The 22,575-nt window shown below is 42.0% G+C and carries 15 protein-coding genes; 7 read left to right on the forward strand and 8 right to left on the reverse strand.

Going from position 1 to position 22,575, the window contains the following annotated elements:
• Positions 1 to 251 precede the first annotated feature (251 nt).
• Genes GD631_RS14615 through GD631_RS14630 form a run of 4 tightly spaced genes read left to right on the forward strand, consistent with a single transcriptional unit; the run spans position 252 to position 7,283 of the window.
• Complete coding sequence (locus GD631_RS14615; protein ID WP_143260075.1) at positions 252 to 1,250, forward strand: FimB/Mfa2 family fimbrial subunit; 999 nt, start codon at positions 252 to 254, stop codon at positions 1,248 to 1,250.
• 2 nt (positions 1,251 to 1,252) lie between these two features.
• Complete coding sequence (locus GD631_RS14620) at positions 1,253 to 2,365, forward strand: fimbrial protein (protein ID WP_143260076.1); 1,113 nt, start codon at positions 1,253 to 1,255, stop codon at positions 2,363 to 2,365.
• Between the two features lie 41 nt (positions 2,366 to 2,406).
• Positions 2,407 to 4,014, forward strand: coding sequence for a fimbrillin family protein (locus GD631_RS14625; RefSeq protein WP_143260077.1), 1,608 nt, complete (start codon positions 2,407 to 2,409; stop codon positions 4,012 to 4,014).
• Between the two features lie 44 nt (positions 4,015 to 4,058).
• Positions 4,059 to 7,283, forward strand: coding sequence for a fimbrial protein (locus GD631_RS14630; RefSeq protein WP_143260078.1), 3,225 nt, complete (start codon positions 4,059 to 4,061; stop codon positions 7,281 to 7,283).
• A gap of 93 nt (positions 7,284 to 7,376) precedes the next feature.
• Here the strand turns inward: GD631_RS14630 and GD631_RS14635 are convergent, their stop codons facing one another.
• Positions 7,377 to 8,336, reverse strand: coding sequence for a hypothetical protein (locus GD631_RS14635; RefSeq protein ID WP_143260079.1), 960 nt, complete (start codon positions 8,334 to 8,336; stop codon positions 7,377 to 7,379).
• Between the two features lie 236 nt (positions 8,337 to 8,572).
• Positions 8,573 to 9,532, reverse strand: coding sequence for a hypothetical protein (locus tag GD631_RS14640; protein WP_143260080.1), 960 nt, complete (start codon positions 9,530 to 9,532; stop codon positions 8,573 to 8,575).
• A 200-nt stretch (positions 9,533 to 9,732) separates the two neighbouring features.
• Between GD631_RS14640 and GD631_RS14645 the strand changes: the two genes are divergently transcribed.
• A complete protein-coding gene (locus GD631_RS14645) occupies positions 9,733 to 10,662 on the forward strand; it encodes a UDP-glucuronic acid decarboxylase family protein (protein ID WP_143260081.1) in 930 nt (309 codons plus the stop codon).
• Between the two features lie 18 nt (positions 10,663 to 10,680).
• Positions 10,681 to 11,814, forward strand: coding sequence for a hybrid sensor histidine kinase/response regulator (locus GD631_RS14650; protein ID WP_143260082.1), 1,134 nt, complete (start codon positions 10,681 to 10,683; stop codon positions 11,812 to 11,814).
• A 96-nt stretch (positions 11,815 to 11,910) separates the two neighbouring features.
• Here the strand turns inward: GD631_RS14650 and GD631_RS14655 are convergent, their stop codons facing one another.
• Genes GD631_RS14655 through GD631_RS14680 form a run of 6 tightly spaced genes read right to left on the reverse strand, consistent with a single transcriptional unit; the run spans position 11,911 to position 20,851 of the window.
• Positions 11,911 to 14,790, reverse strand: a complete 2,880-nt coding sequence (locus GD631_RS14655; protein ID WP_143260083.1) for a PD-(D/E)XK nuclease family protein — start codon at positions 14,788 to 14,790, stop codon at positions 11,911 to 11,913.
• A gap of 30 nt (positions 14,791 to 14,820) precedes the next feature.
• Entirely contained in the window at positions 14,821 to 15,834 is a 1,014-nt protein-coding gene (locus tag GD631_RS14660; RefSeq protein ID WP_143260084.1) for an energy transducer TonB, read from the reverse strand.
• Positions 15,827 to 16,444: a radical SAM protein gene (locus tag GD631_RS14665; RefSeq protein WP_143260085.1), complete on the reverse strand. Its 618-nt coding sequence runs from the start codon at positions 16,442 to 16,444 to the stop codon at positions 15,827 to 15,829. Before GD631_RS14665 ends, GD631_RS14660 begins: the two co-directional genes overlap by 8 nt.
• A complete protein-coding gene (locus GD631_RS14670) occupies positions 16,441 to 19,611 on the reverse strand; it encodes a UvrD-helicase domain-containing protein (protein ID WP_143260086.1) in 3,171 nt (1,056 codons plus the stop codon). The genes GD631_RS14665 and GD631_RS14670 overlap by 4 nt, the downstream gene beginning before the upstream one ends.
• 8 nt (positions 19,612 to 19,619) lie before the next feature.
• Positions 19,620 to 20,246, reverse strand: coding sequence for a NanQ anomerase/TabA/YiaL family protein (locus tag GD631_RS14675; protein ID WP_143260087.1), 627 nt, complete (start codon positions 20,244 to 20,246; stop codon positions 19,620 to 19,622).
• Positions 20,243 to 20,851 (reverse strand): RNA polymerase sigma-70 factor, encoded by a 609-nt coding sequence (locus GD631_RS14680; RefSeq protein WP_143260088.1) that lies wholly within the window; start codon positions 20,849 to 20,851, stop codon positions 20,243 to 20,245. The genes GD631_RS14675 and GD631_RS14680 overlap by 4 nt, the downstream gene beginning before the upstream one ends.
• A gap of 161 nt (positions 20,852 to 21,012) precedes the next feature.
• Here GD631_RS14680 and GD631_RS14685 point away from each other — a divergent pair, with 161 nt between their 5' ends.
• Positions 21,013 to 22,005 (forward strand): FecR family protein, encoded by a 993-nt coding sequence (locus tag GD631_RS14685; protein ID WP_143260089.1) that lies wholly within the window; start codon positions 21,013 to 21,015, stop codon positions 22,003 to 22,005.
• Positions 22,006 to 22,575: the final 570 nt, after the last annotated feature.

The following is a 22,575-nucleotide window of genomic DNA, read 5'->3' on the forward strand; positions in this document are numbered from 1 at the left end:
GGGCAGTGCAGACTGCCTGCCCTGTACTTTTTTTTAATAGATATTCCGTGCGGAACAGACCGCCGAAAAAAGTAAAAAACAAGCCGGTGACAGGCTTCCCAAAAACAGCACTGAAATATACCGGCGCATTCGAGATGCAATGAAATACAAAGCGCGCCCCAAAAAGAGGAAATAACCGGAGGTCACTAAATGGAGATCTCTGACAATATAAAATGGCAAACCGATAGGGTTGCCCCCTAAAAGAAAAAGATATGTTCGGAAAAACTAAATCGCTGTTCCTTATCGTTGCTTCGATGCTATGTATGGCTTCGTGCGACAGTATACGCGAAGACCTGCCACGGTGCGAACTTTGGTTGGAATTTGTATTCGACTATAATATGGAATATGCGGATGCATTTAATCCGCAGGTTAAATCGGTGGATGTACTTGTGTTCGATAGCGATGATAAATTGCTTTTCACCAAAAGTGCCGAGGTTGCTGCGCTGGTTGGTGGAAACCGGATGTCGTTGACCGACGAGCTCGATTTCGGAAGTTATAAAGTACTGACCGTCGGAAGTCTGTCTGACAGATTCCGGCTTTCGGACCATGCAGGTAATAAACTGGCACCGGGAACAACCACCCTTCAACAGGTCATTGTATCCCTGAAGCGGGAGACGGATGTTGTTAATTTCGAGTTTCAGCATCTTTACTTCGGAGAGGTTGTGGAAGTGGACCACCTGCCATCCAGTACCGACCATAAAATTTATCCGGTGAACCTGATACGTGACACCAATCGGTTTAATCTCGCGTTAATGGGATTTGAGGAAAAAGCAGTGGATGGTACGCAATATACATTTGAAATTCAGGCGCCGGAAAATGCAGTTTATTCCTGGAAAAACGAACCCGCAGGACAAGGGCCGGTTACTTATGTACCTTATTATACAGGTCCGGGTGAAATATCCGACGTGGTTATGTCCGCACGCTTGAACACGATGCGTTTGCTCAACAGAAGCGGATGGAATTATAAATTTATTATAAGGAATGCGGATACCGAAGCCGAGGTCTGGAGCTACAATCTGATGACACTCCTGAGCATTGCCCGGCCGGTTTCCCGTTACGATGGAACGGAACTCCCCTTTCAGGAATATCTTGACAGGCAGAGTGAATGGAACCTGATATTTACAGTTGTTGAAAAACCCGGAGGAGGATTCCTTCAAATTGGTATTGTCGTGGGGACCTGGATTTATTGGCTCCACGGGATGGAAGTTTAAGAATGAGAAAAAAGCTATTACATATCATTTGTCTGGCATCCACCATCCTTTTGTTCTCATGTAGTAGAGAAGCTGATGTGGCTTATGAGTTGCCTGCCCATACTACCCGGGCGCAACTTAGCATCGACTTGGTGAACAATGGGGATGTGGAACAACAGGAGAAGATAAACTCCATGCGGTTTATCGTATTCGGCAGCACGCCCAGTGGCGTGAGGCTGGATGTGAATGAACACATCCTGTTGAGTACTCCGGAGACAGCTACTGATATAGATGCGCAACTTCTCAAAGTGACTTCCAGTAATGATATCCTGGTCGTAGTTATTGCCAACGAACCGCAGAGTCTCACAAGCAAACTTGACGGTATAGCCAATCTTTTGACGTTGCAAGAGATGATTTACGATATCTCCAGCATACTGAACAGTGACGGGCAGATCATTTCGACGACCGGAATGCCAATGACAGGAGTGATCCGGGATATATCCATAGCACCTGATGAAACCAAAACAGTGCAAATGGTGATCGAACGTGCCGTAGCCCGGGTAGATGTCTTTATCGAAGCCATAGACGGCGGAGCGGTGACCGGATATACTGCCGGAAGCACCAGTGTCACCTTGCACAATTTCTCCCACGATAGCTATTTCGTGATGGGAAACGTGGACAACGGCACGCGTGATAACGCCGACTCTTCAAAAAACTACGGAAAAGTGAAGGAAGATGTGTCGGAAAGCAATTTGTTAACGCATAGCTGGACGGCTACGACTACAGAAACCTGGGCATATTCATCGGCTTCCGGAGCTGAAAACCGGAAGTTGCTTTGCTCGTTCTACACAGCCGAACGCCTATTCAAGTCGGATTATTCCGACCGACTGTCTATCAGTATGGCTAATGTCCCGAAAGGACCTTCGGACGTCACTGGAATAACCGAGAAAGTAATTGAAAGCGTAACGAAGGTTGACGGCACAGGCAGTCCGACGGCGCAACCTTTTACGGAGATCCGTCGGAACAACGTGTATCAGGTAACGGCGCGCGTAGGAAAAATAGGTATTCAGATACTGACGATAAGCGTGGAAGATTGGGGTGAAAGACAAGACATTGATCTGGATATGGGTTTGTAATATCTTTCGTTGATTGTTTTTAATTTCGGAAAAGAAGTAAGATGATAAAGACTATTAATAATATTAGGATGATTATGGCAATGGCTGTCCTTTCGGCTGTCCTCTTTTCGTGTGTCAGAGAAGAGATGACGTGTGATAAGGAATTAATTGTTGTGCAACGTATCGGAGAAGGCGGCTATGTCTACACTCGTGGTGCGGCAATCTCTTCGAATACCGATCTGAAAGAAGAGACTTTCGGTCTTTACGGCTCACTGACTCCCAATGCTTCCGTTCCCCAACCATACTTCAATGCAAGTGCTACGGTTAACGCTGACCTGACAGCCACCATCTCGCCGTTGCAATATTGGCCCGGATTGCTGAATGCGAGCATGAAATTCTTCTCCTGGTATCCGTACAGCGATGCGAATGCACCTACTGCGAGTTTCACTGATCCTGAAGAAATGGTACTGAATTATACAGCGAACGTATCCGCCGCCAATCATGTTGATGTATTAGCGGCTATATCGGACCCTGTATGGGTTGAAGGTGTGAATATACACTTCTACCACACATTAACCAAGGTTACCTTTACATTCAAGAAAGTAGCTCCTGTACCGGATGAGGTGACTATCGAGAAAATAGAATTCCAGAATGTAGGAAAAAACGGTAACCTTGCGATGACTGAAATTCCGACCACCACGACGAAAAACGGCAAACCGAAGTTTGTCTGGAGCGATGTTGCCACCGGGAAGGTCGTTTCTACTCTCACCGACAACAAAACGGTGACCGAAGATGCCATCTTGATGGGGGATACATTCCTTATGCTACCGACCGACGCTTTCTCCGCAACCGCCAAAATCGTTGTTACCACCAACTTTGGCGACCGGGAATTCCTGTTCAGTGATATTATCGCCAGGAACCCGCACTCTTGGGAGTCGGGCGAGTACATCAACTACAATTTTACGATATCCAACGAAACCTATCAGCTTTCAGCCACCCCGCTTGAATGGACGGAAAGCCCGGTGAACGTGATTTTCGATAAACAGTATTATCTTAAATTATCGCAGACCAAGGTCCAGACGGCTGGTGATGGTGTCACTGTCAATATAGAAGCGAAAACGAATTATGATGCCAATCCGGATACGGGTTATCTGCCGGGTGCGTCATTAAACAAAAGTACTATGGATACGTGGCCAACGGTTAATATGACTCAGACATCCCTTTCGGGAGGTGTGTATACGTATAATATCCAGGTTGTGATGCCCGAATTTAATTCTGGAACCGTAACTAAACGGGAAACAGGCTTTTATATCAATGCCGGTAATCTGCGACACCATGTACTGTTGAGTCAGTGGGGAGAAGACGGAGAGTGGTTGACCTCGAATGTAGAATTGGATAGCAGTGATAATGGAACTGGAAATATGCGACGTCGCAAGCTTGTCTTTACTTCGGGCAATCCGGGAACGTGGGAGTGGAAGATAACCCAGATACAGGACCCGGATAGAATTCTGCTTAACAGTGAGACAATGCTCGAAACAAGTGGCGTGAGCGGTGACGCGGTTTACTTCTACTTCAAAGCCGATGCCGTTTCCGGTGATACGGCTATACTCACACTTACCAATACGAATGGTGATAATCTGCCAATAACGGTGACATTGATCGCACCATAATGGAGAATATGTAATATCAAAGTTTAAGGAAAGGAAATAGAAATATGCAATATGGGATTTCAATCATAAGAAAGTGCTATCTTTTGTCTGTTCTGTTGGTGACGGTAGGGCTTACCGGATGCGTACAGGAAGAATTAGGGTCGACACCTTCTCCGGCAGGAAACGGTATCCGGTTTACATTAACAGTTCCCGATGTAAATCTCCCGTCCGTATCTTCGCGTACGATGACCGGAACGGGAACAGCAAAGAAAGAAGACGAAATAGAAACGGTGGATATTCTTGTTTTTGATGCGTCAAAAACACCAGCGGTATTTCTGGAATGGGCCAGCGCTACAGGAGTCACGCAGGACTTAGCTGACAATTCCACTGTGAGTTTCTCTGCCAAACTTCCTTTCACCACCGCATCTACCTGTATTGTGGTGGTGGCAAATAAGGAACTTGACGGAATTGTGTCGGGTTTCACGAAAGGAGTGACTACCAAGGTTCAAGCAATAGAAGCGATGCTCCACACCCAGACCGGCAAATGGCTGGCAGACGGCTCGACGACTGGTGGGTATACGTGGATTCCGATGTACGGGGAGAAGGTAATAAGCAAAATTACTCCTTCGATGGGTCCGATAACCGGCATAAATATGAAACGTATGCTGGCGCGTATTGATATCCATAATAATAGTGTCACTTCGAATTTCACGGTCGAAGAAGTTTACTTGGCCAATTACAATACCACCGGATACATTGCTCCGCCGTGGAATACGAACGGACAGGTTGCTGAACCGGCTCCGGATATTCCGATTCTCCCTGCGGGAAGCGGTAAAATGACGGAGGAAGGGGACGCAATACTTTATTCCGTAAATGGTAATACACCCTACGATGGGGAGATTTATACCTTTGAATCCCCGGCGGCAGAGGATGCCGGTGGTGCGGGACAAGACGGAGAAGCGAGCCGTAAGGATGCTACTTGCCTGATTGTGAAAGGAAAGATCGGTACGGGTGAATCGACATTTTACCGGGTGGATTTTACCAAAATCGGAAATATAGGAGAGCAGGTGGAATATTTGCCTTTGAAACGAAACCATAAATACATCATTACCATTACCCAGGCGTTGGGAACCGGTTATGCAAGTTTTAGAGAGGCGTTGGCATCCTATACAGTCATGTCCAACCTGAAATTCCGGTTGATACACTATGACCGTGATAAGGTCAAAGATGTAGTCTACAATGGGCAATATATGCTCGGAGTGGGTGAATCGGAGGTCGCTGTAACTCAATACCAGAATAATAGTTATGCCATAGATGTTTTTACTGACAATCCCGGCGGTTGGAAGGCCACTGTTACTGCAGGGAGCGACTGGCTCAAATTTGAAGGTGGAGCCGATGCGGCATCGGGCGTTGCGAACGATGATACCCAACTCAAATTGAAGATTCCTTATTTTAATAATGAAACTATAGGTTTTGAGCGTAAGGCTACTGTTACGTTGACGGCAGGGCGCTTGACTCACAATATTGAAGTGACGCAGTATACGATAGATCCGGGAATTATCAAATTTGTCGATGCATACGGAAATGTGTTGGAGAAAGGTCTTTTTTTCCCGATTAGAAATCCCGATGGTGACGAACTTCCTATCGAACCACAGACGGTGTATGTCATGTTTTCCGTGGATAAGATAGAAGGTAAGCTTTATGGCACTGATGGTATCGATATCGTCCAATATAATGCCGGCGGTTTAATTCCGCAATTAAACAGGACGAACGCGATACCGTTCAGTGAAAGGGTGCAGGCATTTACCATACAGCCTAATCCGCGAAGAGTGGGCGATGGTTCTACTGAAGAGACAGGCTGGTGGTGGCGTTGGGACTTCATATTGTTCGACCTGTACGATAAGGAGGGATACCTCACTCAAATACAACTCCCCATCAATCAGGGGGAGCTGGAGTTTTCACTCCGATATATTCCCACTACGGTCAATAGTCGTACTTATAAAGTCAATCTGGGTGCGGAACAATATTTGCAATTGTTTGTCAATAACAATTGGGAAATTATGAATATTGAGGAATTGAATATAACGAATGATGATGGTACCGGACTGATTCGGACCGATCCGGATAATGATGTGATTTTAGGCAGAAAGAATGCGGACGAAAAGATGTATGTTGAGTCTATCGTAGGCTTTAATGATGGGAAGGGAGATGATGTGGTTGGTCACGGATACGATTTCAGACTGAAACTTCACCCCGGCAAGTGGAAAGAGGGAAAAAGCGGAACGATAAGAATCACGTTCAGAAATGTAATGCATACCGTAGAGGATGAAGAATTCCCGTTTTATCGTACGATTGACCTTCAGATGGTGTCCGAAACCAAATCTTACACAACTGCCGGAGAACCTCTTTTCCATCTTTATCCGCTTCGGTTTGATAACAGGATATATTATCAGGGAGTAGGCGATGCCAAGCAAAGTGTGGGACGGTTGGAAAATGTAGCCGATGCGGAGGAGGTCTGTAGGAATATAGGCGATGGTTGGCGGCTGCCTACTGCCAGTGAACTGTTGATGTCATTTGCCTATGAAAAAGCTTTGGGTGGCAATGCGGAGAATTATAATTATCATGACAGTCAGAATATATATGGATGGTATCAAAACTGGACCGGCAACTACTGGTCTTCATCATACTATGAGGCTAAAGGCTCTGGTACACGTTTTTGGATGGAAATGTCGGCAGGTTATTTGGATTCCGCGCCTGTTAGCAATAATAATTATTTCCGTTGCGTGAAGAATAATGTAAATAGCGGAAAGAAGTACCCTTATCTAACGGTAGAATCCTCGGGGGTTACTGTTGTCTCTCGCGATGCCAGTGGAGGAACGGATCCTTCGGTGTTATTTGCTTCCGGTGAAACTCCGGATTCAAGTGACGCGATGAATAAGGTTGCTCCTAAGTTTCAAATTGAAAATACCAGTAGTAATGGTAAAACTTGGTCGGAAGCAAAAGCGGCATGCGAAAGCAAAGGGAGTGGCTGGCGTCTGCCTACCCAGCGTGAGATGTTTTTGGTACTCAGTATGGGAGGAACCGTTACCAGCATCAAAAACCAAGGTTTCGGTGGTTCAACTACTTGGACAGGGAAGGGATTCGAGAAGATTAGTGCTGTGCACTGGACATTGACTTTACGCGAGGGCAACTATTGGCTGGCCGGACATAATAATGGTGAATTCGGCGCATGGACTACGGATGAATCCACAGATTGGGCTTGGTATCGTTGTGTGCGCACAATAGAATAAAAGCTAAAAGAGCTGTATCAGAATGTTGTTTGTCATCATTCTGATACAGCTTGTCTTTTCCCCCTTTTTTTATATCCTAAAATCTACAATTGTTTACAACGTATTGATAACTTCCAACTGCTTTTGCAAGAAAGCAATACGCTGTGCTTCTCCACTTTCTGATATCAGAATAGAGTGGCGCTTCAACGATTGAATCCAATTGCGTTGCATCTGGCAGATATACGAGCTTTGCGAATCCATCGAATTGATAGAATATACCCGCAGTAGGCTGACTTGGTAATCATGTTTCTCGATATAACTGTAAGTGGCTTCGAAACTGATATTGGACAGATAGAAAGATACCTTCTTGTTTTCGCTGAACTCTCCCTTTATGGACAGATGCTCTACCACGCCAAGTAACTGAAGAAGCTCTTTCTTCAAATGAATGACATCGTTCTTGCTTATCAGATTCAGACTGGCAAAGTACTTGATCTCTTTCACTAAAGAATAAAAGATATTTGTGTCCCAGATGAAAAACGTTTTTGGACACTGTCTTATACTTTCACTCAGTTTCTTATGTACATTGATGATCCGTTCGTCCACAGACATCTCCTCCAAAGAATGTGGCGTCTTTATATCTCCATTCTGATACATCCATCGGCAAAGGCGGAATTTAGACAAATTCTCATAGAAAGAATACAGTGTAAAGGGAAGTGAATTGGATGCAGTATACACCTCCGTCGTATTATCAGTTTTCACAAAGTCGAAAATTTTCAGATAACGATTGATTATTTCGTAGTAACTTTCCAGCGCACTGGAAGCATGAAGTAAGTTCAGATCGAAAGTTACTTTGTTGGATACATGGCTGCCGACAATCTGGTCGATAGAAATACCTAATTTCTGAGAAAGCAACGCTACTTCGTCTATTGTAAAAGACACCTCACCCCTCAATCTGCGATAGACAGCTTCCTTTCCCATGCATAAAATATCAGCCAAAGTATTGGCCAGATTCATATCTTGAGGAATTCGTTCCCTCATTGTAGATATTAATTCGTTTAGAATACCATTTTTCATTGTTTGTTCCTTTAATTTTAATGTTAATAATCTCAGTGATACATTCTATGCAAAATTACGTCTTGTGTTTGAAAGATTTGTGTGGTAAAACAGAGATGAATGTGCGGGTCTTTTTCTGATTGGGAATCAAGTGGGGATGATGGGAACAGGGAATGAAAAAAAGTAGATAAGATTCTTACCTACTTTCATTTATTGGAACTGAATTTTTTTTGAAGTTCTAATCTGCGAAAATAAAATTAAAGAGCGTCAATAATTTCTCGCTGTTGCTTAAAGAATTGAATACGCTGCATTTCGCCGCTTTCGGATATCAAAGTGGAGAACTTTTTCAGAGATTGAATCCATTCTTTCAAGGTACAGAAAATTTCGTTGTCCATCGTGGTAATGGAGTTGATGGAATAAATACGTATGAGGCTCAGTTGCAGATTATTGGTGTCTACATAGCTATATGTTGCCTCGAAGTTGATATTCGACACATAGATGCGTACACGATTGCCATCGGCTGTCTTGCCATTGATAGCCAGTTCTTCCAGTTCGTCCGCCAATAAGAATAATTCTTTTTTGATTTCTTCTTTCGTTTCGTCGGAGATGAGATGGATGCTGGCAAAGTATTGGATATCGTTGATGAGATGCTGGAAAATCATATTATCCCATATATAGTCTATGGAGTGAATATGTCGTGTCATGGCTACATAGTCTTTTTGGATATTGATCAGTTTCGTTGGAATTTCCAACTCTTCGAAACTCTTGCAATCAATATATTTATTCTGGTACATCCATTTGAATAAACGGAATTTTGCCAGAAGCTCATGCTTCAGATAGAGGGTCTGGGGAATAATATTGGCGGAAGTTCCCATTACAGAATTCGGGTCGTCCGGCATCATATTGATTAGCGAGACATATTTTTCAAGGATATTGTAGTAACTCTCGAACGGGTTGTCATAATCTACAATGTTTATATTGAACATGGCGTTCGATTTGAAGCTCAGTCCTATAACCTTGTCTAGTGATATACCCAGTTTTCTTGAAATAAGAGCCGACTCTTGCAAGGTGAAAGGTACTTCACCGCGCAATCTTCTATATACTGCCTCTTTTCCTATGTATAGTGTGTCCATTAACATATCTGCCAGTTGCCCTTTGAGCGGAAGCTTTTCCTTCATTGCTTCTATAAGGTTTGCATTTGGGTTATTTGTCATCATAATAGTTCTAATAAATAATACTTTTCTATTATAAACATTTGTCAGTGGCAAGTTGTTGCGGAAATTGAAACTATTTAAATCTTCTTTTTTTTAAAATATCCTCTCTGAAAATTGTTTATTTTAAGCAAATCGGTTACATTTGTGACCATAAACAAAACGAAGAGACAGCGTCTCTTTAGTAAACAATAGAAATAATTAGAATGAAAAGAATATTGGTAAGTGGCGGAGCCGGTTTTATAGGCTCTCATCTTTGTACACGGCTTATAAACGAAGGTCACGACGTGATATGCCTGGATAATTTTTTTACGGGTTCGAAAGATAACATCATTCATTTGATGGATAATCATCATTTTGAGGTGGTAAGGCATGATGTCACTTATCCTTATTCGGCGGAAGTAGATGAAATTTATAATTTAGCATGTCCAGCATCTCCCATTCATTATCAACATGACCCGATTCAAACAGCCAAAACATCTGTGATGGGAGCTATTAATATGCTGGGATTGGCAATGAGACTGGATGCCAAAATTCTGCAAGCTTCTACGAGCGAGGTATATGGAGATCCAATTGTTCATCCGCAATCGGAAAGCTACTGGGGAAATGTGAATCCGGTGGGGTACCGGTCTTGTTATGATGAGGGAAAGCGTTGTGCAGAAACATTATTTATGGATTATCACCGTCAGAACAATGTGCGTGTGAAGATTATCCGTATTTTTAATACGTATGGTCCGCGAATGTTGCCGAATGACGGACGGGTTGTTTCTAATTTTATTCTTCAAGCGTTGAATAATGAAGATATAACTATATATGGTGATGGGAAGCAGACACGCAGCTTCCAGTATATTGATGATTTGATTGAAGGAATGATAAGAATGATGAATACGGAGGACGAGTTTACAGGTCCTATGAATCTGGGGAATCCGAATGAATTTCCGGTATTGGAATTGGCGGAAAGGATCATTAGCCTGACCGGTTCATCTTCGAAGATTGTATTTAAGTCTTTACCGGATGATGATCCTAAACAACGCCAACCGGATATTACATTGGCTAAAGAGAAATTGGGTTGGCAGCCTACTGTTGAACTTGAAGAGGGGCTGAAGCATATGATTGAATATTTTAAAAATGTCTGAAGCATAAAAAAGAAAATTATGAATATGGAAATTAATCCTTCTGAATATAAAGTCCTTATTGTGGACGATGTGATTTCAAATGTCCTTTTACTAAAGGTACTTTTGACCAACGAGAAATTCAATATTGTGACTGCCGGTAATGGAACACAGGCGTTGGAACAAGTGAAGAAGGAAAATCCGGATCTTGTATTATTGGATGTAATGATGCCGGATATCAGTGGCTTTGAGGTAGCTCAACAAATGAAAGCGGACCCCGAAATGGCTGAAATTCCCATTATCTTCCTGACTGCTCTAAACAGTACGGCGGATATCGTAAAAGGATTTCAGGTGGGTGGTAATGATTTTATTTCAAAGCCATTTAATAAAGAAGAATTGATTATTCGTGTGACGCACCAGATTTCGTTGGTTGCAGCGAAAAGAATCATTGTTGCACAAACGGAAGAGTTGCGTAAGACTATCATGGGACGTGACAAACTTTATTCTGTGATTGCACATGACTTACGTTCACCAATGGGATCTATCAAGATGGTGCTGAATATGCTGATTCTGAATTTACCGAGTGATACAATTGGTGATGAGATGTATGAATTGCTGACGATGGCTAATCAGACAACAGAAGATGTATTCTCATTGCTTGATAATCTGCTGAAATGGACGAAGAGCCAGATTGGTAAGCTGAAGGTGGTTTATCAGGATATTAATATGGTGGAAGTCGTAGAGGGCGTAAGCGAAATCTTTACGATGGTGGCCAGTCTGAAAAATATTAAGATTGTACAAGATGTACCTGTCGAAAATGTGGCTGTTCGTGCTGATATTGATATGATCAAGACGGTGATCCGTAATTTAATCAGCAATGCGATCAAGTTTAGCAATGAAGGCTCGGACGTAGTGGTGTCACTGGCTGAGGAAGATGGTATGGCAATCGTAAGTGTGAAAGACACTGGATGCGGTATTGATGACGAAAATCAGAAGAAGTTGTTGCATACCGATACTCATTTCAGTACCTTCGGTACAAACAATGAGGAAGGTTCGGGACTCGGATTATTATTGTGTCAGGACTTTGTTGTCAAGAATGGTGGTAAGCTGTGGTTTACTTCAAAGAAAGGAGACGGATCTACATTTAGTTTTTCAATTCCATTATTGGAGAAGTAGGCGTCACTACAATTACATAGACTTAACAAATAAAACAGGGCACGATTTACATATTCATGTAAATCGTGCCCTGTTTTATTTGTTTCTACTTTCGCTCTATCGCTTACAGATAGCTTTAAAATCGCAATACGAACACTTTTTTGTGTCCTTTGTCTGCGTGAAAGGTTCCTTTTCATTAAATATCTCTTCTAATAATGCTTGCAGGCGTTCACGGAATTCATCTTCAAAGAAGGCGAAATTGTTTACTGGTATTTTCGGTTTGCGGGGTTCTCCCATTTCAATAACAGGCGAGTAACTTTCCGATGCTGCCCGATGAATGTAGAGCAGAGCAGGAGCTACCATTAATGATTGCTTCCGGCTCATGATAGCGGCATACAGGAAAGTCTGGAAGATATAGTTCGGGCGTGTTTCTGATGGCGTGAACAGTTGCTCGATGTTGGCTGGAATCTTAGGGCTTCCTCCTGTTTTGTAGTCAACGATCCGTAGGGTACTTTCTTTAGCATCCATACGGTCGATTGTCCCACCCAGACGGAGAGTGAACGGACCCTGTCCCGTTTGTATGGTTATCTCTTCTGAAACCTTCTTTTCCATGGCGACCATCTCAAAAGGAGTATATTGAAGGTCGTTGCGTAGTAATTGTTTCAGATAAGAAACAATTACTTTGGAGTTGATAAGTTGTATGCCGTTATATTCAGGCTTTTCTTCGGGAGCGACCCTGAATAATTCTTCTTTGAAGGCTTGATCAACGTAGTTTTGCAGCTTTATTTCATTACGTAATAAGCGTTCGATATCTTCTTTCTGTATCATTTTCCCATTGGCAGTTAAATCGGTGTATGCCAATTGGGCAGAGAGATGGAAAATGGTTCCAAACAAAGCTGAATCAATTTCTGCACTGACTTCATCTGGTGTCTTTAATCTCGCTACGTAACGGTAATAAAATCTCAATCGGCAATCAAGATACGCATTGAGGGCGGAAGGGGAGAGAATTACCGATGATGGATTAGTACTATCGTAAGCTTGGTAAATTCGTCTTAGCACTTCAGGCGTTTTCTCTATCTGTATCTCTTGGGTGCTTTGCGGGGATTGTCCGGCTTCCAGATATTCACGAGTGATATCATGCGGACCTTCCACGAGTAATTGTAGCATGAAGCGGGATTCTTCTCCACGGTTGAGACCGTCCGAGGAAGTATTGTAGAGCAGAGTGATATTTTCTGCCCGTTGTATCAGGCGATAGAAGTAGTAGGCATACACTGCATTCTTATGTTCGATAGTGGTCATGCCAAAAGCTTTCCGGAGGTTGTAAGGAATAAAAGAAGATTCTCCTCCGGATTTGGGGAGTTGTCCTTCGTTAAGAGATAATATGATGAGATTCCGGAAGTCCAGATTACGTGTTTCCAATACTCCCATGACTTGCATTCCGATAGCGGGCTCTCCATGGAAAGGAATATTGGAAGCTGTCAGCACTTTGGTTATCAGACGTTTCAGAGTGTCGGTACGTATACTTAGTTCTCCACTTTCAATTAAGCTGTAGAGGCGGTTGATTTTTGTATGGCTTTGGAAGAGGGATTCTCTATAAAGTTGATTGAAAATATCATTGTATTCCCCTTCTTTACGATAAATGGTTGAAATGTCCTTGATTAATTCAATCAGATAATCGCATAGCTCTTTAATGCCATTACGGGGAGTGAAGAGGGTGGTCAGGAAATCATCTTGCTTCAGTTCCGATGGAAGTGGATAGAAGCGGTTTGTTTTAGTTAGTTCGCGTTCCAGTGGACCGGCATGGGATGAGATTTGCTGAGTATAAGGATGTTTCAATATGGCTGATACTGCCTCGTAAGTGAATCGACCGGTATCGGAGCGATAACCATTGGTTTGTAGCTCCATAGCGGCATTAATAAAACTATAAACAGGAGTTTGAGCCAATGGGAATCCCATGGTGATATTGACATTCTTCACTTCCTGTGGAATGGAATGAAGTACGGGAAGCAGCAGGGCTTCATTGCAAAGTACTACGGCATTTTCTTTTTCCTTTTCTTCGGCAATTTGTGAATGATCGTCCGTAATCATTTTGATCCATTCGGGGAGGAAACGGGCTTGTGCATTTTCGGTGGAGGCGGAAATATAGCGTATTTTTTTCGGTTCTTTGAAGGTATCGAAAAAGCTTTCCGGGAGTTCGTTCGGAAATTCCCCCAGATTACGTTTCAGAAATTCTCCGGCTTCATGTTTTCTGATTTGTTGGGTGTAGAAAATATCGTAGTCCCAATAAAAGAGTGCTTTGCCTGCATCTTTCAGCTTTCTGAAAAATTCGTTTTCTACTTTGTTCAGTACATTGAAACCGACAAATATGTATTTATCGTATTTGAGTTGCTCGGTATCAAGTTGCTCAATCACATTCCGGTAGAGCATGCCTTCGTATGCAATACCTAGCTCTGTCAGGTTTTCCCGGTAACGATGGTAGATCGTGCCTAGCTTGTTCCAAAGGAAAATAAATTTCTCTTTGAGTTCGGTTCGTCTTTCAATAGAGAAATTCTGAAAAAACTGTTGAATGGCTTCTTCCTGTTCTTTATCAAGGAATTCATAGTCGTCCATCAGGTTCTTCAGATCTTGCAGATTACTGAATAGTTTATCGGCATCAACCATATTCTTATCCACATCATCAAAATCACTAATCAACAACTCTCCCCAGAAGTAGAAATCATCCAATGTTTCCTGACTCTGTGTTTCCTCTTTGAATACTTTATAAAGCTCACAAACTAATCGAATAGGGTCACCGCTTTTTTGTACTGATAGTTTCTGAAACAGGTCGCTGATACTCATGGCAGCTGGTGACCAGATCGGTTGATCGGATTCTCCTGCCAAATATTCATTGAAAAACAAGTTAGCACGTTTATTGGGGAAAATGAGTGCTGTACGTGACAGGTCATTTCCTATTTTGGCATATAAATCGTGAGCGACTAATTGGAGAAATGATTGCATATTGATTATTTTTTTTCTAAGTTCATATATTTATTGTAGTCGGAACATAACGGGAACGGTGAAATAAACGGCTACTTTAGTACCATCTTCCAGCTCTCCCGGTTTCCATTTGGGCATTTGATTGATGACACGCAATGCTTCTTTATCCAGGTAAGGATCTACGCTGCGTACAACTCTGGGTTTGATTATGTTGCCTTCCTTGTCAACGATGAATTGAATTATAACGCGTCCCGTACCCATATCTCCTTGTGCTATTGTAGGATATTGGATTTTTTTTGCAAGAAACTGCATGAGGGCTTGTTGGCCTTCAGGAAATTGAGGCATAACAGGTACTTCCTCGTAAACATCAGGATAGTTTATACGAATGTCAGTGATTCTCAGTTCCGGACCATACATTACATTGAATGAGAGCATCAGATTGTATTTTACTTGTACTGTTTCATTTGCCAATGTGCCGGGTTTCCAACGAGGAATGAGAGACATGACTCTTAATATTTCAGCTTCAACTTTGGGATGAATCTTGTGAGTAATCTTTGGATTGATAACTTGGCCGTCATAATCTATTGTGAATTGTACATAAGTGTATGTATTATTAGCAATGCTATCTATTTCTGAATAATGAAGATTCTCTTTTAGAAATTCTATGAATTTTTCCATTCCTCCGGGAAATTCCGGTAGTTTCTCAAGACCATAATAGGGAGCTTCTCCTTTCGTGTTTTTTTCTTGTATCAGGCTGTCAGCAGTAATGGTCCAATTTTTAGGGCATTGCAGTGTTTCCGCGTTCAATGAAGTAGAAGGTATTATTGTAAGTATACCAGTTGATAGTCCAAACAGAGTGATAACCTTACCTATACGGCGTTTTCGCTCAAGCTGCTGCTCCAAATAACGAACTTCCGCTTCGCATTTGGGACAAGTGCCCAAACAGTCTCCCTGATACTGACATTCAGAGGTGATGAATTCAATATCATTCGCTTCGGCTATCTGCCGACGAATCTCTTTTAAAATTTTACAGGTTTGTTTTCCTCTTGCCATGGCATTAATCATTAGGGGTTTTATAGGTGAATCGGTCGAATTGAGTGATTCCCATTTCTTTCAAAAGTTCTATGCTTTGGTCAATATCCTTCTCCGCATTATAGGAAGGGATGAGTGGTGTCCGAATAACGATTTGCTTGGCTCTGTCTTGCCCGATTAAATATCGTAAATTACCTAAGACGTTTTCATTATTCTTTCCGGTATATCGCTGATAGATGTCATTATTCATATCTTTGATGTCGACTATGTAATTGTCTATAATAGAAATCAGTTCTTCTACATTCTGTTGCGGAACATTGAGAGAGGTTTCGACAGTGATTCTCCATTCCGGGCCACAGAGTTGGCGGAATTGCCTGATAAATTCGCTTTGTAATAAAGGTTCTCCACCTCCAAATGTGACTCCGCCACAACTCGCCAAAAAGTAAAGTTCATCTTTGCGTACTTCCTCGTAGAGCTGGTTACAATCATAACTCTCCCAAACACCATCGGGCTGCAAAGATGTCGGATTGAGACAGTATTTGCAACGCAACGGGCAACCGTGAAAAGCAACTAATGTTGTAACTCCTTCACCGTCAATAGTTAGTCGATGGCGGGCGATGCCAATGAGGGGAACTGCTTTCATACTTTTTCTATTTTTTCTTCATCCACATACCACAAGTAACCGGTGATATTCTTATATCCCATCTTGGTAAGTAGTTGCATGTAGCCTTTTACCTGTTTATTATATTTAGGGTTTTCCTTACCAAATTTGAAATCAACCACAACAACCTGGTTGTCTTTCATCATTACGCGGTCCGGGCGACGGGTTTGCAGCACTCCTTTTTCTTTATAAATAATGGCACACTCATTAAACAATGTCCACTTTCCGGAATACCAATCTTGAATTTCAGGAGAAGAAAAAGCTTTCGTAGCAACTTCACGGGCCACTTTTTCTTTTTCGTCATTTCTGATAACTCCTTCAAAAATGAGCCGTTCGATAGCCGGATCTATATCTTCTGCTGTTTCGATAACAGAAAACAGGGTGTGTAACATACGCCCGCGGTTGATAAAGCGGTCGTCCGAATCTTCTTCCTCAATTCCCTGGATGAAGTCCGCTGAACGGTTGGACTGACGAAACTCAATATCATGGCGCATGGATTCCATCCGGATAGGGAGCTTTTCCGGTTTCTGGGTCAGCTTATTGGTAGATGTTTTTCTTCTTTCTTCTTCCGACGGACATAATTGACCTTGTTCGTAACAGTCTTCTTCCCAATCAATACCTTCTTCTTTTGCCACCATCGGGAGAGCGTTTGCCAATAGTTCGGACATGGTACCTTTTTGACTTTTTCTGCTCCAAATAATGAGGTTTTTCCCTGCACGGGTAAAGGCTACATATAATAGATTGAGGTTATCTACCCAAAGCTGGAGACGCTCTTGCAGGTAGTCGTTTCCATAAATAGATTCTGCCATTTGGGTGGAATAGTTGATCGGGAGAATATCCAATGTATTGAACGGTGCTGTTTGTGGCGTACACCATACGAGTTGGTTATTGGTCTCATTCTCCAGTTTCCAGTCGCAGAAAGGAAGGAGCACGGTATGGAATTCCAATCCTTTGGATTTGTGTATGGAGAAAATCCGGATACCTTCTACTTCTCCACTTGGAATTGTTTTACTGCATAATGTTTCGTCCCAATACCGGATAAATCCGTCAAGTTCGGAAGAGTTACTTTGCAGATAATCAGTCACAGCATCGAAGAATGCGAATAAGTAGGCATCCTGGTCTTTGATAAGATTCATCTCGAATATACTGAAAAGCTCTTCTAATAGCTCATAGAGAGGCATTAACCTTAATTCTTTTATCTTTTCAAGAAAAGCGGCGGGAAGATAATTCTCAGCGGGGAGGAGTAGGAGAGTATTCCAATCCAACCCTTTTTGTAAAACCTCATTTTGGTAGGCTATGACCAGCTGGGCACGTGCTATTTTATTGTTTTCGTCGGAAAGAAATCGCAGGGCATCCAGCATCATGCAAATGGCAAGAGAGGCGTCAAGGCGAAAGGCTTCGTCTGATACCACTTTATAGTGTAATTCCTTATCGAAGTAATCGGCGATACGGGGAATATTTTTATTTTTTCGTACTAAGATGGCAATGTCATTAAGCTGTATTCCCGAGGCGAGGAGGTTTTCCACTTCTGTTCCCAGACTAATAAGTGTCTGCTCGGTATAGTCATGTTCTTCGTCGGGTTCGAGAAAAGAGACTTTGACGTATCCTTTTTCTGTATTTCGGGGAGATTCCTGCATAACGTCGGCATAGGCTTTCTGCAAATCCTCACAATCTTTGCCTAATTGTTGTTTATACACTCCGTTCAGATAGTTGACAGCAGCCGTGAAGAGTTGGTTGTTAAACCGGATGACATTCGTTTCGCTTCTCCGGTTGGTAGCCAATGTCTTGACGCGGATCGGAAAATGTTCGATATGGTCATTCAGGCTGTTGAGAATTCCCCAGTCACCATTCCGCCAGCGATAAATGGACTGTTTGACGTCTCCTACAATCAAACTGTCTGCTCCTTGAGACAGCCCTTCAAGTAAGAGCAGTTTGAAGTTGCCCCATTGCATTCGGCTGGTATCCTGGAACTCGTCTATCATGACATTATGGATATTCGTCCCTATCTTTTCGAATACGAAAGAGGAGTCACCGTCTTTCACCAGTTGGTGAAGCAGGGCGTTCGTGTCTGACAATAGGAAACGATTGTTGTCGTGGTTCAACTGACGTACTTCTTCGTCGATATTGGCGAGAAGTTGCACTTTATTGAGATGTTGCAGGGATAACCGGCAACTATTCAGTAACAAATTATTTTTGGAACGCAACTTTTCAGCATCTTCCAGGATTTGTATAAGGCTGGAATTGGCTAGATTGATGATATCCGCATAACGGGGAGAAGTCTTGGTTGCCCAGTTCTTGGCATCTTCCAAGCATTTCTCTACTGTGGCATTACGGATATCATTGCTTAAAACGCCATTATTAAGTTTACGGAAATAACTACCGATTCCTCGTGAACCATTTTTCAGATCATCGGCAGTTAGTGCATGACCGTCCAGCTCTCCTTCAAATTGGTCATAGAATCCTTTCATTTGCTCCAGTATTTCCGTTTCCAGAGCTTTCAGTTGTTTGCGGTATTCTTTGATGGTGTCCGGATTACGTAGTCGTTGCCGGAGTCCTTCTCCTTTCTCAATATAACCTTCATCGAAAATATTGCGTCCGAAACTTTTTACTTCATCCGATACGTTCCACCGTTTATCATCGGCAATTCGTTCGTTGATATAGTCTAATAACCATGCGAGGACAGGGGAAGTGGGACCTAGTTTCTCGATCATGCTATCTACTGCGTCACTAAGAACTTCGGTGTTGTTTAACTCGATATTCAGGTTCGGGCTAAGTTCCAGTTCTCGTGCGAGGTTACGCATGACAGATTGGAAAAATGAGTCGATAGTCTCTACCCTGAACCGACTGTAATCATGCAGCATATAGCTAAGGGCAACGCCTGCCGCTTCCCGTATCTCCTGCTCTGTTTTTCCTGTTTCTTCTTTGATACGGTTGAGATAGGCTTCCGAATCTTTATCGCCTATCTGTATGCCGTAAAGCTGACTAAGAATACGTTCCTTCATTTCTGCAGTTGCCTTATTGGTAAAGGTTACAGCGAGAATTTGCCGGTAGGCACGGGGATTGAGAATTAACAGTTTGATGTATTCCACAGCTAGGGTAAATGTTTTACCAGAACCTGCGGAGGCTTTATAGACTAGAAGTTCACTCATGTTTTTGTTTAAGGGATATATTCGATTTTAGCAACGATTACTCGTATCTCTTCCGGTTCTTTCCCGGCTTTTACTAATGCCTGATGGAAGTTTTTGGGGAAGAACATGAAGAATGTGTCCGGGGTGGAATCTACATATTTTATTTTCTTGGCTTTGTAGAAAGTAACATCCGGTTTATATTCGGTGATAGGTTCCGCATATTCGGCTGAAGTAATTCCGAAACGTTCGGTGCCTTTTACTACATATTGCAGATCGATGCCGTGGCGGTGTGCTTCAATTTTGCGTTTACTGACATCTTGTGTTGTTGCGTCCTGTACATTGATGTAGCAATGCTCACCATCTACTTCGTATCGTCCGGCAGGCATATTTACGAGGTCGTGGGTAGCCAGCCATTGGAAAGTCTTGTCCCACACTTTTTTGTTCTTGTGATATTGTGAGGCAAATTCCTGATAATCGGTTGTCTTATGAGGCATTGCTTTCAGTCCGTTCGCCCATTCTTGCTTCTGTGTCCATTGACGGGCTTGTTTAAGAGTCCAGTTGTCAGCGGATTCTTGTGAACATACATTTTCTGTGAAGAAGAAAAGAAAAAGTTCGATAAACAGGCTTGAACTACTAAATACAAAGTTTGATTTCATGATTGTTCAAAAAAATTAGGTCCGAAAATAAGTATGAATAAAGGTAGATAGTCTTTTAAAGCTACTCGTAATAGTTTTAAAGCTTGTCCAATCCTGTAATTAATCGTTTGTGGAGATACATTCAGTTTCTCAGCAATTTCTTTATGCGTCAGATGGTGATTACGGTTCATTTCGTAGGCTTCGAGATATTCTTTCGGAAGTTTTTTTAATGCTTCTTCATATAGCCGGAAAAGCTCATCACTCAAATAGAAGTCCGGGTTATTGAGTTCACTATCATATTTATCAACGATTTCCTGATGTACTTTTCGTTTAATCTCAAAATGGGAAAGGCGGTTGAGGGCTTTGTTCTTGACAATCGTAAAAAGGAGTGTTTTGAGTGTCAAATCTTCCATCAGAGTACAACGGTTTTCCCACAGCCACATCATTGTTTCCTGCACAATCTCTTCTATTTCTTCCTGCTCACCTACGTACTGAGAACAAAAAGCACATAGCCTACGGAAATAATGTCTGTAGACGACGTCAAAAACTTTTTCTTCTCCTGCTTTTAGGGCAGTAATGACGGACTTATTATTATTAATATCCAAATATATCGGAGATTGTGGCATTCTCTTTTAATTTATGTAAGACAAAAATAATGAAAGAAGTAGATAAATGAAATAAAAATGCGAGAAAAAATATTTTTTTCTTTTTCGTTTAGTATATTTGTAATCACAACTGTATTACTACAAAGGTATTATAGTTTTTTATTGTAAAAGGTTAAATGAGCATGGATGAAACTATCTTGTTGAATTATCTGCGGGGTGAATGTAATGATGAAGAGGCTGCCCGGGTGGAAACTTGGTGCGAGGAAGAACCGGGAAACCGGAAAGCTTTGGAGCAACTTTATTATACTCTTTTTCTAGGTGAGCGTGTAGTGGTGATGAATACTGTAGATACAGAGGCGTCATTAGATAAATTTAAGTCGGCTATCAGAGAAAAGGAGAAAAAGATTAAACGGAAAAATATCTCAATCCGTTGGAGACGTTATGCTATTGTGGCTGCTGCTTTTCTTACCGGGCTTGTTTTTGCCGGTGGAATTGCTTGGGGATTACTTTCCAATAAACTTTCAGATTATGAGATGATAACTGCTGCCGGACAGAGGGCACAAACTGTATTGCCGGATGGTAGTAGGGTATGGCTGAATGCATCTTCTAAATTAGTTTATCATAATTCTTTCTGGAGTTCGGATCGCCAAATCGATTTGTCGGGTGAAGCTTATTTTGAGGTTTCCCATGATAAGCATGCTCCATTTATAGTAAACAGTAAACAAATCAAGACTTGTGTGCTTGGTACGAAATTTAATGTGCGTGCACGTGAAGAAGAGAATAGGGTAGTGACTACCTTGCTTCAAGGTCTGGTGCGGGTGGATTCTCCACGGACGGAAGATAATGGCTATTTGCTGAAACCGGGACAGACATTGAATGTGAATACGGATACTTATCAGGCAGAGTTGATTGAATATAACCAACCTACGGATGTACTCCTGTGGATGAAAGGTAAGTTGGAATTCAAACAACATTCTTTATTGGAAATAACCAATATTATGGAGAAATTGTATGATATTAAATTTATCTATAAGGATGATGCTTTGAAATCAGAACGGTTCACTGGTGAATTCTCTACTGATAGCACTGCTGATGAAATATTGAATGTTTTAATGCATACAAATCATTTTTCTTATAAGAAAGACGGACGGATTGTTCGGATGATGAAGAAATAAGAGATAAACATAAGTCTTTTTACAGGGGGATTCTTAATGAGTTAAGAATCCCCCTGTCCTTTATGGCTTTCTTAGAACATTAGAAAAACAAGTGTTTGATCGAAAATTTTATTTTGGTGCAGTTTTGAACAAACTTCACCGTGATGAGCCCATTTAAATAGAATTAGTTAAAAACCGCATTCAGCCTTCAGTCTACCTAAAAAGTTCCTTTTCATTGGTGCTTTTGGTTGAACGCGAACCTGAAAACAAAAAGGAGATGTAAATAGTCTCTTTTTTAGAGTCTCTATTTACCTTCAATAGAGCCGCTGTTTGAGTGAAACATAGCCTTCGTTTCATGCGAATAGAGACTCTGATTTACTAACCCGGCATGTCAACGACTTTAACCCGACATATCAATGTCGCTCCTAAGAGGCTGAAACCGGATGATAACGTAAAGATTCAGTAGGAGAAATTTAATTCAAAACCATACAGTCATAAGAAAGATGTACAAAGATGAACTAACAGATAGAGATCTGGAGTATTCTTTGGGGAGATAGATTGATGGTCTGGAAGTATGTTTGTGAAATATGT

The organism is Bacteroides luhongzhouii (genome assembly GCF_009193295.2).
In the GTDB taxonomy this organism is placed as follows: domain Bacteria; phylum Bacteroidota; class Bacteroidia; order Bacteroidales; family Bacteroidaceae; genus Bacteroides; species Bacteroides luhongzhouii.